This window comes from Stieleria bergensis, assembly GCA_007745635.1.
In the GTDB taxonomy this organism is placed as follows: domain Bacteria; phylum Planctomycetota; class Planctomycetia; order Pirellulales; family Pirellulaceae; genus Stieleria; species Stieleria bergensis.
The window spans coordinates 3,209,205-3,226,099 of the sequence record CP036272.1 but is presented as its reverse complement, the minus strand read 5'-3'; the positions used below and the strand labels follow the sequence as shown (position 1 = coordinate 3,226,099).

Here is a 16,895-nt window from a genome sequence, read left to right as displayed (position 1 = left end):
AGCACAGATCGGTTACCCTCTCTGCACCTCCGATGGAGGCCATAGCAGTTGGCTAGACTTTCTACGTAGGACACTTTCATTCCCTATCTCAATCCGGTTTTATCCCGGCACTCCCCTCCCGCTCCCGCTTGCGGGAGGCTCACCGCAGCGCTCACTTGAATTCAAGAAAACTTGTTTTCGAAAACGACTTCAGACAAAGGTAATTGTCCCGGTTTTGGCCACGCGTCCTTGGTGCCTTTGCCGACTGCAACCATTGGTCCCATGACATGATCGTCGGGCAATCCTATCAGCTCCGCGACTTTGTCGATGTCAAATCCAATCATCGGACAAGACTGGTAGCCCAGATCTTGAGCGGCCAACATCAGTGTTTGCATGGCCATTCCGACGGAGCGTTGCGCTTCATCGCGTTGCAGCCACTCGCGACCTTCATGAAACGGCCCCATCCAACCGACCAGCAAGTCCGAAACGGCCTGGGGCGAGTTCTGCCAATAGCGTTCGGGGGCCTTTTCCCAAGCTTTGGTGTCGGCAGTGAACAAGACCAATAGAGAAGCGTCCGTCATTTGTGCTTGATCGTTTCCAAGCTCGGTGCGGATCGTCGCTCGCAATTCCGGGTCTCGCAGAATCACAAAACGCCAGTGCTGAATATTGAAACTGGTGGGCGCCTGAATCATGGCCTCTAGCAGCTGAGTTTCTTCCTCCGTGCTCATTTTGTGGTCGGGATCAAATTGTTTGATGGAGCGACGTTTGTAAATGGCATCGATGACATCCATGATGGATTCTCTCTCTTTTAAATCAGCAGGGTTTGAAGGGACAAATTTTGCGTCCCGGGGGAACACACAAGCGGCAACACCACAGCAAGTGATCCGTTATCGACATTGGTCAAACGCAAATCGAGTCCGCCAAAGTGTAACGAAACTGCACCATTGTTTGGAAAGGGAAAGCCCCCAAACCACGGTTCACAACACTGGGTTCTCCCCCAACGTTGTCGCCAGCAGATCCTGGCTGTGCGTCATCACCAACAATCCAAGCACGACGCTCTCCTCCTGACACGACCAATCTTCATGGATGCGTCATGACGCCGTGCTATGATCTAGCATGATCAGTCCAGTGGCCGAACCATGCTTGGGCTTCGCCGTGTTTTCCCACGATTTCCTCCAGCAATCAGACATCGAAATGCGTTATTCATTCTTGGCCCTGGCCCTGTTCGTGGCCCAGTTCGTGATCGGTCCTTTCAGCAGCACTGCCCTGGGGCAAGCAACAGAGGGTTATAACACCGAAGTTCCGGCCGAGATCCTGACACCGGACCGAGTCGAAACTCCGATTGGAACGCTGAAGTTTTTTGATGGGTTACCCGACGAGAAGACTACCGAATTGGTCTATGACTACCTGGATCTGAACCGAGGTGTCCAGGTTTTCCTAAACTTCATTCCAGCCGCCTCTTTGGAATCGCTTCGCGTTGGGACCGAATCCATCGGTGCCTTGAAAAGCAACCAGTGCGTGATCCTGGAAGACCTGATGGATTCCAACCCGTTCTTTTTGACGGGAAACACTGACACGGTTTACGTATCGGTGTTCATGAATCTCAAAACGGATGGCCCGACCGTTGTGGAGATTCCAGCCAAGTGCGGCCCTGGCACCGTGAATGATGCCTTCTTCCGCTTTGTCACCGACATGGGAATTCCTGGCCCCGACCGAGGCAAGGGCGGCAAGTACTTGATCTTGCCCCCCGATGACACGAGCGACCTGAACCCTCCGGTCGGTGGCATGGAGGCAAAAGTTGACGGCCAGACCTACTATGTGTCCAAGTCAACAAGCTATGTGAACTGGCTGATTCTGCGTGGCTTTCTGGTCGACGGCAAGCCAGATGTTGCCACGCAAATGTTCAAACAAGGACTGAAGGTTTATCCGCTATCGCGGGCCAACAATCCACCGAAAATGGAATTCATTAACGCATCCAAGAAATCGTTCAACACCATTCACTCCAACCAATTCAGCTTCTACGAGGAGATCGACCATGTGATCCAGCGCGAACCGGTGTCGATGTTGGATCCTGAACTGCGAGGACAGGCTTCATCCATTGGCATCGAAAAAGGAAAACCATTCGCACCCGATGCTCGCATGAAGAAGATCCTGACTGATTCGGTTGCCATCGGCAACGCAACAGCCAGATCCATCTGGTTGCGTCCCCGCGGTGATGACGTGTTTCTCTACCCTAACAGCGGATGGTTCACGGCATTTGTTGGTGGTGACTACCAATGGCTTCGCGACAATGGCCGTGGAGGCCGCAACCTGGATGCGCGCAGCATGTTCTTTTACATGGCAACCGTCAACACGCCCGCGATGGCGATGAAGATGGTCGGTAAGGGATCGCAGTATGCGCTGTGTGCGACCGATGCGGAAAAGCAATACCTGATCGGGGACAAGAACTACCGATTGCGTCTTCCCGCTGGCGTTCCCGCCAAGGATTTTTGGTCGGTGGTGGTGTATGATCCACAAACCCGCTCCGAACTGCAAACCAGTCAGCCGTTCCCCAGCAAGAACAACAAACGAGACAACCTGCAAACCAATGCAGACGGCTCGGTTGATCTGCACTTTGGGCCCAAAGCCCCTGAAGGCCAGGAAGATAACTGGATCGAAACCCGTCCGGGTAAGGGCTGGTTCACCATCCTGCGTCTGTATGGGCCCGAACAATCCTGGTTTGACAAGTCCTGGCGCCCGGGAGAACTCCAGCGCGTGGAATAACATCGCATCAGTATGCGACAACCTTGATCGGGACAACAGCGGTCTGCAAACGGCTCCACGTCGTAAGCAAACTGTTGGCGGCGGCTCTCCGACTCTGTTACAATTGGGGTTGATCGTTCCGCTAGGTGTGGGCGGCGATCACGTTTTGCTGCCCCAATTGAAACGATCATGTCCAAGCCCAAGCCTCGCGGCGTTAAATGCCCCAAATGCTCTTCTGTGGTCATCTTGCCGCAAGTTGATGCTTCACGCGTCAATCTGCAATGCGAACCCTGTGGTCACACGTTCGCGGTTCGGCTTCGTCCAACCACTCAACCCAGTGCCACCGCAGCAAACTCTTCATCGGCGCATTCTGCGTCAGCCAAATCTGGAACGGCGTCTCAGGCAACACGCACCGCCGCTGGGACCCCGCCCGTTCCGCAACCTACTTCGCCGTCCCCATCCACTCCACTTGGCACAGCCCCGGTACCAGCGACACTCCAGCATTCACCGGCACCTCCCACTCCGCCAGCAGCACCACCGCTTGGCCAAGCACCTCTCGGAGCGGTCCCCGTTCCTCCCGTTCCTCAGCCGAATGCACCGGGAACTGACACCGTGCCGCTTGCCTCATCAGCGCGAAAAGCCCAACAGGTTGATGACTTTGACGAAAAACCGCAGGGACTTGGTATCAAATCCGAAGCAGAGCTGGTCATCCACGCCAAGCCTCGCAAACGAAGCGTCTCACGTAAGAAGCAAGCACAGAATCGCTGGTTGGCGATTGCCTTAACTGGAGCTGGCATTGCCGTTGCACTGGGAGCCGTCGGATTGGCGATCCTGGTCAGTGGTTGGATGTCGCCGAGTCCCGATACAATGATCTCGCCGTTGGATTTAGCGGAAGAAATCAAGGCGGCCGACAAAGCCCTCGTGCAATCCTATGACTCGCTGGAAACCAAAGATGACGCCGAGGCGTTCGTCGACAACATTCAAACAGCCGCCGCGAACGCCAAACAATTCTTAGCACGCGCCATCCTATCCAGAGCGTTGAACGAGGAAGAATCCGACAAGCTGACGCCACTGAAAAGATTCGCGGCGCCCTCGCCAGTAAAGGCCCAGCAGATTGCCGGATTGATAGCGGACTTGCCTGCCGAAGAACAAGCCAAACTTGCGGACCTCCAGAACGCCGCTGTTGCGCACCGGATCGCGATCGATTACCTCACCAAAGCCAACGTTGACTTGGCAACCCCAGATAGTGAGGCCGAGACGATCGATCACGATCTGATCGAAGAATGGAGGCACATCAACCGCTTGATCGCGAAACAAATCTTGAAAGCCGACAAGAGTTCGAATCAAACCACTGAAGACCAGGAAGATCGCCTGAACGCAATCAGCAAAATCTATTCGCCCATCCAATCCGAGGTTCGGATCAGCATCAATCAGCTAGAGAAGCGAGCCGCAGAACGAGCACAACTGACCGCGGATCAAATCTTCGTTTCTCATCAATACCATCAAGCCTTAACCACCGTGCAGACTGGTTTTATTGTTCTGACCGGTGAGCACAACCTTGAAATGAAAGAACTGGGACTGGATCTTGCCAAGGACTTCCAGCGCGCACTGACGGCCGTCACCACTGCTCGCCAAGCGAACGCGGAAACGCTGGCCAACGACAAGAAGAGCACCACAGAGGAGGCTGATACATTCGACAGCCTCAATGAGGCCATTGAAAAACCGGATGACGAGCAAGCCAGCGCCGTCGTGAACGCCGTCAAAAACGACCCTCGTTTTGATTTCGAAAAAGACGCTGGTACAAAGAACGATCCTGTGATGGGCGAGATCCCCAAGTAGCGGTACCATGACGTGTGCCCGTTCATCTAGTACAAGTCCGCTGGCACTGAATGCCAACTGATCGAGGCTTGCCAACAATCTCTCGTTTCCTGTCGGGTTCTCAAGCCTTTTTTGTCCACTTCAGGTCGACCGGTGAGGTCTTTAATACGGGTCGCATCATTGCGAGCTCTCCCGCCTTCCCACCCGCCACAGGCCCCTTCATGCATTCCCCCGCCAAGCGCAACGGATTCACCCTGGTAGAATTGCTGGTGGTGATCGCAATCATCGGAGTCCTGGTGGGATTGCTCTTGCCGGCCGTCCAAGCAGCTCGGGAAGCGGCGCGGCGGATGAGTTGCAGCAACAATATGAAACAACTCGGGATTGCTTTGCAGAATTACGAGACGGCCTTCAAACAACTGCCCACTCAAATTGGCGGCACTTACAACCCGCGTGATAACAGCGTTTACTCGGGAGCCGAACGCGATCGAGCAACCAACCGATTCAATCAAGGTTTCCTTGTTGGCTTGCTGCCGTTCTTGGAGTCCGGCCCACTTTGGGAACAGATTCGCAATCCCTACGGCCTGGATCTGGATGGTATCACGCCGCTTCTTCCTCCATTTCCACCGATGGGATCGGACCTAGGCGATCAAAGCTACGCGCCTTGGCGAACGCAACTCCCCAGTTTGCGTTGTCCCAGTGATCCCGGCCAAGGCCTGCCGGCGTTCTCTCGCACGAACTATGCCGCCTGTTTCGGTGACAGCACTGACTGGGTGGAAACGGGTCTCTGGCGTTGGGAGGCTGGGGCGGGACGTTGGGTTTCGGATTCACTGCAAGCGACGCGCACCAGTGGGTCATGCCGGGGCATGTTCGTGCCGAGGCGAAAGATGTCCTTCCGCGACGTTCTGGATGGCTTATCCAACACCTTAGCCTGTGCTGAAATTGCGACCGATTTGGGTGATCGTGATGTGCGCACAACGCCACACTTAAACTCTGGCTGGGCTCCCAACGGAGTTCACGACACGCCGCGAATCTGCGCACCTGACATCGACCCAGAACGCCCACGTTTTTGGGCATCGACCTTCACCAACACCGGCGGCTCCGAAAATGGTCGCGGTTTTCGCTGGGCAGATGGGCGGCCACAATACAGTGGCTTCAACACAACGCTTCCCCCCAACAACGAACTCTGTCTTGGTGGTGGCAATGGTTCTGGAGGTCATGCGCCGGCAAGCAGCCGGCACTCCGGCGGCGTCACCGTCTTGATGGGTGACGGTTCTGTGCAGTTCATCACGGATTCGATCGACGCCGGTGACGACACGGCCGCCGTGGTGACCTCGTCGCGACCGGGACTGCCCAGCCCCTACGGCACCTGGGGAGCCATGGGAACCAGAGCCTCTCGAGAAGTCATCGACCATGAACTGTAACATGAAACACTGTCAGTCCCCTTTATGCCCACCGCACGTCTCTTCAGTAGCAGCATTGATGCGCGCCGGCTTGGTTCTATCACTACTATTTTTCAACACCGCTCTGGCACCAGCATCGCAACCCAACGTCGTGATCTTGCTGGCCGATGATTTAGGCTACCAAGACCTTGGGTGCTACGGTGGTCCCGTCAAAACGCCAGTGCTTGATACGCTGGCGAGAAACGGCGTGCAGTTTAGCAACTTTTATTCTGGAGCCGCCGTCTGCTCGCCATCACGAGCCGTGCTGCTGACCGGTCGCACCAACCTGCGAAGCGGGATTTACAGCTGGATTAACGATCATGATCAAAAGGCTCACCTGCCACGATCGGAAATCACGATTGCAGAAATGCTGCAGTCTGCGGGCTACGCAACGGCGCACTTCGGAAAGTGGCATCTTGGCATGCCAACGAACGCTCACCCAGATAAACCGACGCCTGATCAACAGGGCTTCCACTATTGGTTTGCGACCGCCAACAACGCTCAGCCCAGCCACCATCACCCGGTCAATTTCATTCGCAACGGAAACGCAACTGGGAAACTTGAGGGCTATGCCTGTGACATCGTCGTGAATGATGCCATCGGTTGGTTAGACAACCGCCCTGCGAAGGCGAAGCCATTCTTGCTGAACATCTGGTTTCATGAACCTCATGCTCCGCTGGCTGCTCCTAAGTCTTTGACGGCTCAGTACGGCGACACCGGCGATCCGGCTGCTGTCTACTCTGCAACGATCGCCAACACCGACCAAGCCATTGGCCGTTTGCTGGCGAAGCTTCAAGAGGTCGACAGCCGCGAAAACACCCTTGTGATTTATGCCTCCGATAACGGTAGCTATCGCAGCGATCGTGTCGGGAATCTTCGCGGCACGAAAGGCACCAACTACGAGGGCGGCATCCGCGTCCCGGGAATCTTTTCCTGGCCTGGGCATTGGCAAAACGGTCAAGTGATTGATCAACCCGCGGGCTTAGTGGATTTGTTACCGACCATCGCTCAGGCTGCCAATGTTAAGTTACCCGACCGGCACCTTGATGGAACGGACCTCAGCAACCTGCTTCGGGGCCACCAGGGTCAGTTCAAGCGACATCAGCCTCTGTTTTGGATGCTTCCGCTATCGGGACCGGCGATCGCCATTCGTGACCAGCAGTATTCACTGGTCGCGTACCGCCAAGGTGCACTTCCCAAAGACGAACAAAGCATCACAGCGATCAAGCAACAGATCAAAGAACTCTTGATTTCCAAGAGCATCTTCGAATCAGAGACAAGAGGCAGCACCTTTGACAAGCAACTCTTCGAAGGGTTCAACGATCGCGAAGCAGAGCAACTACGAGGACGCTTCATCCGTTTGAACCAGTTCCACGAGTCTTGGATTCCGGGCCTAAAACAATCGTCCTTTGATCGTTTCGAACTTTACGACCTAAGCGACGATCCAGGGCAGCAACAGGATCTGTCCGTGCGTCTTCCGGTCGTCCATTACAAGCTCAAGAAGCGTTTACAGGCCTTGGCCTACGATGCCTTGGACGAAGCAGTGGACTGGTCCGACAGCAGCGGTGCCCCCAAACCACTGCGAGTTCATCGTCTCAAGTCTTCCTACCGATCGGGCTTCGATGCTTTCCTGTACGTCAATCGAATCCCCACCGAGCTGGAGCAGGGCGAAACGCATGAGGAACTCTGCGACCGAATCCTAGGTCGCCTTGCCAATCAAGAGGGACGCGTGTTAATCAAGCTACCTCCACTGATGGATGGTCAGGCCTACGCGGGTTTTAAGATCGCCTTAGATGGCCGCACGAGAGCGGGTGCCGGGCGCTGTTTTCATTGCCATCAGTTGCCAAACCTGGATCACCCCGAAGCCGAACCGCTGGTCCCAACACTGCGTGGGCCGGCGATCACCAAAGCACAGCTTGCAAGCATCCTAAACGATGCAACGCACCAAGACATCCAGCTGAACGAGGACGGGTTGTCCAAGATTGTTTCGCTGTTGCAAACATTCGATGATTTACCAGACCAGCCGTTTCGCCAACAAATCCTTGACGCCAAAGTCCTGAATATCACAGGAGACCTCCAGTGACTCACACACCTCGCGACCGTTCACAGTGCTGTCAAACGATCGCAACGATCGTCATCAGCGGGTTGTCATTCCTGCTGCTGATTCAATCGGCCTCACCGACGTTTGCACTGGGCGGAGCCAAGAAGTCAATTGACGGACATGTGGTGGACAAAGAGGGCAACGGTGTTGGCGGTGTGATGGTCTCGGCCATTGACGCCGAACAACGAAAATGGACCTCCGTCTTTACCGATCCCAATGGCCGCTTCTCCATCGAAGGCTTGCGAGATGTACCGCACAGTCTACGCACTCGTTTAATGGGCATGACCGATCAATGGCTTAGCGACGTCAAGATTGGTGGACCGGCGATTCAGATTCAATCCGAGCCGGCAACGGGCCGTGACCTAGAACTTCAGCGAACCGCCGATAGCGCGTTTAGCATGTTGGCGTTCGAACACCCACGCGATCGTCTGAACTTCAAAATGATGTGCTCGTATTGCCATCAAATCGGGACACTTGGCTTTCGCACGCCCGAAGAACCCGTCGATTGGCAAACCATGATTCGGCGAATGGATGGATTTGGCGGACTCTATCCGCACACCCAGTCAACGATCGTCCAACGATTGATGGAGACCTACAAAGACGACGCCGTCAATCGTTGGCCGGCGTTTGATCCCCCGCCGCCGCCGACAGGCGCTTCGGCAGCAGCGACAATCACCATGTGGGAACTCGATGAACCCTTGGAAGGCTCCTTTCACGATTTGGAAATCGGCGTCGATGGTCGAGTTTACGCGGTCAACATTAGCAAACACCGCATGATTGCACTGGATCCCAAAACAGGGAAACAAACGCCCTATCCATTCCCCGCTCGCACCTATGCACCACACTCGATTGAAACCGCCAACGATGGCAGTCTGTGGACCACGATGTGCGCCAGCGGTCAGATGGTGCGTTTCGACATTGCTACCGAGCAGTTTGAAATCCACAGCAGTGCCGAAGCTCCCAAGCGACGCGGCAACTATCCGCACACGCTGCGCATCAATCCCCAAGATCCTCAGGGGCTGATCTGGTACACAGACGCTGGCACAAACTCCTGCTTCTCCATTCATCCCCAGACGCACGTCGTCAAAGAGTACAAGTTATTAAGCGCTGGCCAAGCCGTCGGAGCCGGTCGAGGTGAGGCTCGCGGCGTGACACCCTACGGCATCGATTACTCGCCCGTGGACGGCATGATTTGGTATTCCAAACTGAACGCGAATCGCATTGGCCGCATCGACCCGAATGCCCAAGACGGTGACGTCAAAGAGTGGAACCCACCGTTCCGAGGCCCACGACGACTGCATGTCGCCCCAGATGGAATGGTCTGGGTTCCTGGCTTTGGCTCCGGCGTGTTTGCCAGTTTTAATCCATCTACCGAAATCTGGACGGTCTATGAGCTTCCCAATGCAGAGAACCAAATCCCCTATGCATTGAACGTGGATAAAGAGGGCATCGTCTGGATTTGCGGCACCGGCAACGACACCATCAACCGCTTCGATCCAACGTCAGAAACCCTCACCGAAATCCGTTTGCCGACCCGAGTTTCTTACACGCGTGAAATTGAGTTCGATGATGAAGGCAACGTCTGGACCAGCACATCCGGTCCTGCACGTCACATGGAACGAGGCGTGGGAGCAGTGATCAAAATCACGCTGCCAAAGAGTTTGCCAACCGAGGGCTCGATTCGATTGCGTCCCAAAACCTATCAAGGTTCCCACGAGATTGGCAACTTGGCGACCGCCCCCCATGTCAATCGCCCCTCGGCCAACGCGGCGCTGCTGGCCAAAATCGACCAAAGGACTCTGACCAAATCCTATCTCTCTCAACCGCATCAACAATACGTTGACGCCAAGATGACAACGTTGCCTGAGCCGAAACGAAGCCGAATCGGAAGCCTTTGGAATGAATTCCGCCAGTCGCATCCCCAGCGGCAGCGAGACGGCGAAATGTTCGTCAAAATCCTTGACCATGTTGCGACCGAGACCGCTTCGCCAGACCAGCCTCGACGTTTTATCAAGAAATGGCAGCATCACTACTTTGGCAATGCTGCCGAACGCTTGGTGGGACGGGACATCGAAGCCGGCAAACGAGTCTTTGAACAGGCAACCTGCAGTCGCTGTCATGCAATCGCTGGCGAAGGATCGAAATACGGCCCCGACCTTACCGAGGTCACCAAACGTTTTACCGGCAGCAAATTGCTACAGCAAATGGTCAACCCTTCGACTGAAATCCATCAGGAGTTTCAAACCCAACAAATTTTGTTGTCCGATGGTCGTCTTCTGACCGGACTGGTTACCGAACAGAATGACACTCAACTCACTCTCATTCCCAACCTACTAAAGCCAGAAAAGTCAGTGGTCGTCCCAATCGCTGAGATCGAACATCGTCAAATCGCAAAGGTCTCCAGCATGCCCGTGGGGTTACTTGATACCTTCACCCAGCAAGAAATTCTAGATCTGCTCGCGTACTTACAATCGAAACACGAGGTTCAGCAATGAGCGATTCTCCCACAGTACCGCGTTGCGGCTCAATCCTCTCTCTTCAATGTCTGCTGATCGGATTCCTGTGCAGCGCCGGCCTTTTCGCGCATGCAGATTGGCCTCAGTTTCGTGGCAACAACTCAAACGGCATCGGCAACGGCTCCGCCCCCGTTAAATTTGGTCCCGAAACCAATGTGCAATGGAAAACGGACCTCGACCCTGGGCATAGTTCCCCGTGCGTGGCTGGCGATCGCATTTTCTTGACCACCTCTCAAGAAGACGATTCGACCGTCTCGGTGGTCTGCCTCAACCGAATCAGTGGCGACATTCTTTGGCAGCGCCCACTAAAGGTCGAGCAATTCGAAAAGGGACATCCAGCGTTTGATCCAGCCAGTAGCTCACCATGCTGCGATGACACCTGTGTCGTCGCATACTTTGGTTCCTACGGATTGGTTTGCTTCGACCATGCTGGCAAACTGCTGTGGGAACGCCGCCTGCCGATGACCAAGTCTTTTGGCGGTAACGCAACCTCTCCGATGATTGCCGGTGATCGAGTGGTGCTTTATCGAGGCAACTACGTCGATCATTACCTGCTCTGTGTCAGTAAACAGGATGGCAGTGACTTGTGGAAGGTTCCCCAGTCGGAACGATTCACAGGCGAAATGGCTTGCACCAGTTGCCCGATCATTGTCGGCGAGCGTTTGATTTGCCACACCGCGCGGTCGGTACAGTGCTTTGACGTGAACTCTGGACAACAGCTCTGGATCGCTCAGTGTGCAACGACGGCCACCAGCACACCGGTGATTGTCGGCAACGAGGTCGTTGTGGCGGCGTGGAACAAACTCGGTGAAGCCGACCTGCGGCCCCCGTTCCCCAGTTTTGCCGAACTCATCGAAGAACATGATCAGGACTCCGATCAAACGATCAACAAGTCGGAATTCCCCAAGCTTTGGATCTTTCACCGACCAGAAGGCATCGAAGCGGCACTTAACGGCGCTCCCGTTTCCTTTCGACATGCAGACAAAAACAAGGATCAGCAGATCGACGCATCCGAGTGGAAACGAACGGTTACGGAACTGGAGAAGTTTCGGGCTGGTTATGAAACTCACGGCCTGCTAGCCATTCCTATCGAAAGCGAAGGATTCGTTCCAGCAGGAAAGGTTCGCACGTTAGCGAGTGACGGCATTCCAGAAGTCCCCAGCCCGGTGAGTGACGGCAAGAACGTGTATGTCGTCAAAAACGGCGGCATTTTGACGGGGATCGACGTTGCAACCGAAAAGCGCCTGTTTCGAACTCGCACGCGGGGCAGTGGCACACATTATGCCTCGCCACTGATTTGCGATGGCAGAATGTACTGTGTCGCTGGAAACGGTGACATCACCGTCGTTCAAATCGGTGATCGGGCCAAGATCCTGACCACCAACCGGTTGAACGAATCAGTCTATGCGTCGCCGGCTGTCGTCGAGGGTGTGCTGTATGTTCGCACTCATTCGGCCCTGTATGCCTTCGCCAATCAAGAGTGAGCGATCTGTCATGCGCTGAATCAACCAGTGAATCCTGTGGTTGGCTCCGCCACTTGCTGAGCGATCCATTTGCTGGCGTCCCCGGGACGGGGACAATATTGACAGAATCTGAACCGTGGGGCTGAGTCCCATGAACAAACTATCGATTCAGCAGCTCCTGCTCTTCAGCGGTGAGTTCAAAATCGTCGTCCTGGTACGCGGCCTCTTGCGAGGCCTGGAAGATCTTCAGGGCGACAAAACCCACAATCACCAAACCGATCACAGCGACGGTGGCAATCGCCCAGGTTTCGCCTGCCGAAACTCCCTCGATCAGATTGCCAATTGCTCGCCCAATACCACGTCGCGCCAAGAGTAAAAAAGAGAGAGACGCCATCACTCACTCGCTATAAGAAGAAACAAAGTTAGAAAATCGGAATGTATGGTTTCACAGTTGCAGTGCAACAAAAACCAAAGCCATGGCCCAACGATTGCGGTTTTCTGCAGCCCAGCAACGTGGCAGACTTTGCCAAATCAGCAACCCTGCGCTTGTGACGTATCTGCATCAAGGCTTGGTGCCAACCTGCAGGCCGCCAGCTTTCCTGCTCTCGCAACTGGGCGTTATGGCCGGGAGCAATTCGTGGGCGGGCCTCTTTCTACCAGTGCTCGCTGAGCCGGTTGAACCACTGAAAAACCACGGAATCTATTCGTTTTTGGATGGATTCCCCAGGTTTCCTTGGTGCGATTGGCATTCATGGCCAATGTTTCAATCATCTCGCCCTGCGTGATGCCTGCCCCTGCCTATTCCATTCTTTTGCGTCTTCGCTCTCATGACTGTCCCCGATGCTCTGCTTGCCGATTGGTCAGTTTCCGATTTCTCGATGCTCGAACGAGCGGTTGTGGTGGCCAACCATCGCTTGCACGAGACCGATCTGTTTACCGACGACGCCTTAATCGACCTAATTGATGCTCATCCTGGAGAGGACTTCAGCATCAACACCATGGGTGTGAACCCAGAGGTCTTTGACTGGCGTGAAGGCGATCGCAACGAAGTCGACGCGGCAACGTTGCTCGATCTTGTTCGCACTGGACAGTTGTGGATCAATTGCCGACGCGTTCTCCAGCACCATCCCAAGCATGCTGCGGCGATCAATCAGATCTTCGACGAACTCAAACGCGGAAATCCCAACTTCATTGCCGAAGATCAGACCGCGAACCTGCTGATTTCATCGCCTTCTGCGTGGGTTCCCTATCACGTCGACATGCCGGTCAACATGCTGTGGCACATCCGTGGCAGCAAACGCGTTTGGGTCTACCCACCGCACGACCAACGCTTCGCTCCCGACGAAGTGATGCAAAAAGTCTGCTCAGGAAAATGGTCCGAGGACGTCCCCTATGAAACCAGTTTTGACAAATACGCCTTGGTCTACGATGCACAGCCTGGTCAAGTCATCACGTGGCCGCAATTGACGCCGCACCGAGTGACGAACCTAGAGGGACTGAACGTCTCACTGTCGACCGAACACAAAAACCCGCGTGCCAGACGGCAAATCAATGTGCACACGGCAAATGAGTTTCTAAACGGTACCGTTGGCTGGCCAAGCCGCAGCAGCAACCCGGATGGTGTCGTTGCCCACGCCAAACAAATCCTCGCGCGAGGCGTACGCTACGCGGGTAAGTTTGCTGGCAAAACCAAGCAACAGTTCGTGTACCCCAAAACATTCCTGGTCGACCCAGAGGCCGAACATGGGGTTCGGCTTATCGACGAGGACATCGACATCGTCGCGCCGCATGAAACGACCGTCTAAGCCAACGCCGTCTAAGCCAACGCCGCCCCAGCGGCAATCGCCCCTTCGCGGCGTCCCAGCCACACCGCCGCGCTATCAAGTGGACGCACAAGCCCCCGCAGCGCCGCCCACAAACTTCTCTTCGCAACCGGCTTTCTTCCGCAACACCTTTCTCCCTTCAGAGAATCCGGTATAGTGGAATTCGGTCTGACCAAGTCGTCTCAGCTTTGCAGCCGTCGGTAACGACCTGACTGATGGATCGCCCTGACTGATGGAGCACCCTGTCTGACCGAATGCAATCGCCCGCTTGCAAGCGGTGCGATCGCGGATGCATGGACTTTAGACAATTCCCTGCGACACGCAACTCCGGCGACCGTCATTCTTTGCCAAGGTCCGTCAGCAGGCAAGCGTCAACGGCTGGTTGGAGACGATCCAAGGATCCCACGCTGAACTCAGCTCCGTGGCGAACCAGTGCAGGCCGAGGCATCGTCCCCTTTCTGGAACTCTGCGGACTCGGCACAACCCATTCACTCGTTGAAGAGCGACTTCACCATGACAACTTATGCCGTCACTGCAGCCAGCGGGCAATTAGGCGCTGCCATTGTCCAGGCGTTGACCGAAGCCGTGGATGCCCGCCATGTGATCGCCCTGGCTAGGACACCTCGCAAGGTCAAAATTCCCGGCGTTGATGTCCGCCCTGGAGACTACAACGACGCGGCAGTTCTGCGAGACTCATTGTCGGGCGTCGATCGGTTGCTGATCGTCTCCGGCATGGATGCTCCCGAGAAACGCATCGGGCAACATCGCAATGTGATCAACGCAGCCAAAGAAGCGGGCATCAAGCAACTGGTCTACACCAGCATCCAAGGTGCAGAATCCGGGACCGGCTTCTCTCCCGTTGTGCAAAGCAATCGTCAGACCGAAGAAGACATCAAAGCCAGTGGCTTAGAATGGTCGATTGGCCGCAACGGCATCTACATCGAACCAGATGTTGATTACTTGGAAAACTATAAGCAACGGGGCGGGATTGATAACTGTGCTGGCGACGGCAAGTGCGGCTATACCACTCGCCGCGAACTGGCGACTGCCTATGCGGAACTACTGATGAATTCCAAACACAATGGCCAGACGTACAACTTGCATGGCCAAGCGATCAGCCAATCCGAACTCGCCAGCTACCTCAATCAAACCTTTGGCACCGAATTGACCTACCGTGAAATGACTTTCGAGGACTATCGTCGCGATCGCGTTGCCGAACTGGGTGAGTTCATCGGGGGCATCATTGCCGGAATCTATCAAGGAATCCAGCAAGGTGCATTGAATCAACCCAGCCATTTCAAGCAAGTGGTTGGCAGGGAACACCAGAGCTGGACGAGTTACTTTCAGTCGCTCAGGTGAACTCTGCATGGACGATACAGCTGATTCGATGCAGCGCGTCCGGTATCATGCGAACGCACCCTGATCACGCTGCGGCCAGCCAATCACGCCTCATCGCAACGTCTTCAATCGATCTAAAGAGCAAACAGGCCGCCGATTTTGGTCAGCTTGTCGCCCATTGCACCGCAAACGCTTCTGGCCCACCCTCCCAGACTCACTCCTGCCCCTGTGACGACATCGGCAGCGAACAGCGTCAGACGGTTGAGCGCGGCTTGGCACTGTACCTGGCACACTGTCAGTGCTGACCTGATGGCCAGGCGTCAGTGCTCATCCATCGATCGCGACAACCTGGAACTGCAATCCACAACACTCCACGAGAATGATGCATTGAACGAAGAGATGAAACCAACGGTCAGTGCCGCTGACTTTTTGCTGGAACCGGACGTGATCTTCCTGAACCACGGTTCCTTTGGCGCTTGCCCACGCGTGGTTCATGATCAGTATCAGAAACTCCAACGACAGCTTGAGTCTCAACCCGTACGCTTTTTGCAACGTGAGCTGCCTGACTTGCTGAATGATGCTCGCGCTCAACTGGCGCAATTCCTCGGCGGCAGGCCCCAAGATTTGGTGTTCGTTCCCAACCCAACCTTCGCCACCAATGAGATCGCTCGGTCGCTTCAATTGGAACCCGGCGACGAAGTGCTGACGTCTAACCACGAGTACGGCTCTTGCCTCAACGCCTGGCAGTTCATGGCCCAGCGGAGAGGTTTCCAAATTGTCCAACAACCGATTGATCTGCCAGTGCAACAGGAACAACAGATTGCCGATGACTTTTGGGACGCGGTCAGCGAGCGGACGAAGGTGATTTTCCTCAGCCACATTTCTTCCCCGACGGCACTGACGTTTCCGGTGGCCGAAATCTGCCGCCGCGCCCGACAGAGGGGCATTTTAACGGTCATCGATGGGGCACACGCACCGGGACAACGATCGGTTGATCTGCAGGCAATCGATGCCGATTTCTACATGGGAACATGCCACAAGTGGTTAGGCGCCCCCAAAGGATCCGCGTTCTTACACGCCCAATCCGCCGTCCAGTCGCTGATCGAACCACTGATTGTTGGTTGGGGCTGGGGCGAGGCGAATCGACAATTTGAAAGTGGCTCGGACTTTCTAGATTACCACCAGTGGCTTGGCACCCACGACCCTTCTGCGTACTTGACTGTGCCCGCGGCGATCCAATTTCAAAAAGACAATGACTGGAAATCCGTTCGCACACGCTGCCACCAGCTTGCAGTGGAGTTAATTGATCAAGCGGAAACCATCCCGGGTGTTGGCAGAGTGCACCCGAATGAAATGTTTCAGCAGATGGCCTTGCTCAGCATTGACCCTGCACACTTCGATCCTCAAACCTTAAAGTCCAGATTACTGGGTCACGGCATCGAAGTCCCTGTCATTGAATGGAACGGTCGCTGGTTCGTTCGTGTTTCGTTGCAAGCCTATAACACACGCACGGAGATTGCTGCGTTCCTTGAAGCGCTTCAGCGGATCCGGATCGGTACGGTTTAGACGGCACGAATCGATCTCGGTTCAACGCACACTGATTGCGGTCACTTCGCGGTTCTTGCCTTCCTTGATTGCACCTTTGTTTGGCGTCGCGATCAACAGTGCGATCTCCA

General features: G+C 55.2%; 11 protein-coding genes. 9 read left to right on the top strand and 2 right to left on the bottom strand.

The annotated features are described in order from the left end of the window. Nucleotides 1-161 precede the first annotated feature (161 nt). Nucleotides 162-770 (bottom strand): nitroreductase family protein, encoded by a 609-nt coding sequence (locus SV7mr_RS11105; RefSeq protein ID WP_145271958.1) that lies wholly within the window; start codon nt 768-770, stop codon nt 162-164. A 325-nt stretch (nt 771-1,095) separates the two neighbouring features. On the opposite strand from SV7mr_RS11105, the gene SV7mr_RS11100 reads away from it, so the two are divergent. The 6 genes from SV7mr_RS11100 to SV7mr_RS11075 all read left to right on the top strand — a co-directional run bounded on the left by SV7mr_RS11100 (nt 1,096) and on the right by SV7mr_RS11075 (nt 12,079). After that, nucleotides 1,096-2,742 (top strand): DUF1254 domain-containing protein, encoded by a 1,647-nt coding sequence (locus tag SV7mr_RS11100; protein WP_473163687.1) that lies wholly within the window; start codon nt 1,096-1,098, stop codon nt 2,740-2,742. A gap of 591 nt (nt 2,743-3,333) precedes the next feature. Continuing rightward, the gene (locus SV7mr_RS11095; protein ID WP_145271955.1) at nt 3,334-4,560 is read left to right on the top strand and encodes a hypothetical protein; all 1,227 of its coding nucleotides are present in this window, start codon (nt 3,334-3,336) and stop codon (nt 4,558-4,560) included. Nucleotides 4,561-4,760: 200 nt separating this feature from the next. After that, the gene (locus SV7mr_RS11090) at nt 4,761-5,960 is read left to right on the top strand and encodes a DUF1559 family PulG-like putative transporter (RefSeq protein ID WP_145271953.1); all 1,200 of its coding nucleotides are present in this window, start codon (nt 4,761-4,763) and stop codon (nt 5,958-5,960) included. After that, nucleotides 5,950-8,061, top strand: a complete 2,112-nt coding sequence (locus SV7mr_RS11085) for a sulfatase family protein (protein ID WP_419188395.1) — start codon at nt 5,950-5,952, stop codon at nt 8,059-8,061. The genes SV7mr_RS11090 and SV7mr_RS11085 overlap by 11 nt, the downstream gene beginning before the upstream one ends. Next, nucleotides 8,058-10,574, top strand: coding sequence for a virginiamycin B lyase family protein (locus tag SV7mr_RS11080; RefSeq protein ID WP_145271951.1), 2,517 nt, complete (start codon nt 8,058-8,060; stop codon nt 10,572-10,574). The genes SV7mr_RS11085 and SV7mr_RS11080 overlap by 4 nt, the downstream gene beginning before the upstream one ends. After that, nucleotides 10,571-12,079, top strand: a complete 1,509-nt coding sequence (locus SV7mr_RS11075) for an outer membrane protein assembly factor BamB family protein (RefSeq protein ID WP_145271949.1) — start codon at nt 10,571-10,573, stop codon at nt 12,077-12,079. The genes SV7mr_RS11080 and SV7mr_RS11075 overlap by 4 nt, the downstream gene beginning before the upstream one ends. A 139-nt stretch (nt 12,080-12,218) precedes the next feature. Here the strand turns inward: SV7mr_RS11075 and SV7mr_RS11070 are convergent, their stop codons facing one another. Continuing rightward, nucleotides 12,219-12,452, bottom strand: coding sequence for a hypothetical protein (locus tag SV7mr_RS11070; protein WP_145271947.1), 234 nt, complete (start codon nt 12,450-12,452; stop codon nt 12,219-12,221). Between the two features lie 433 nt (nt 12,453-12,885). On the opposite strand from SV7mr_RS11070, the gene SV7mr_RS11065 reads away from it, so the two are divergent. From SV7mr_RS11065 to SV7mr_RS11055, 3 genes are all read left to right on the top strand, one after another. Next, a complete protein-coding gene (locus SV7mr_RS11065) occupies nt 12,886-13,863 on the top strand; it encodes a cupin-like domain-containing protein (RefSeq protein WP_145271945.1) in 978 nt (325 codons plus the stop codon). Between the two features lie 531 nt (nt 13,864-14,394). Continuing rightward, nucleotides 14,395-15,240 (top strand): SDR family oxidoreductase, encoded by an 846-nt coding sequence (locus SV7mr_RS11060; RefSeq protein ID WP_145271943.1) that lies wholly within the window; start codon nt 14,395-14,397, stop codon nt 15,238-15,240. A gap of 288 nt (nt 15,241-15,528) precedes the next feature. Further along, nucleotides 15,529-16,785, top strand: a complete 1,257-nt coding sequence (locus SV7mr_RS11055) for an aminotransferase class V-fold PLP-dependent enzyme (protein WP_419188394.1) — start codon at nt 15,529-15,531, stop codon at nt 16,783-16,785. Nucleotides 16,786-16,895 lie beyond the last annotated feature (110 nt).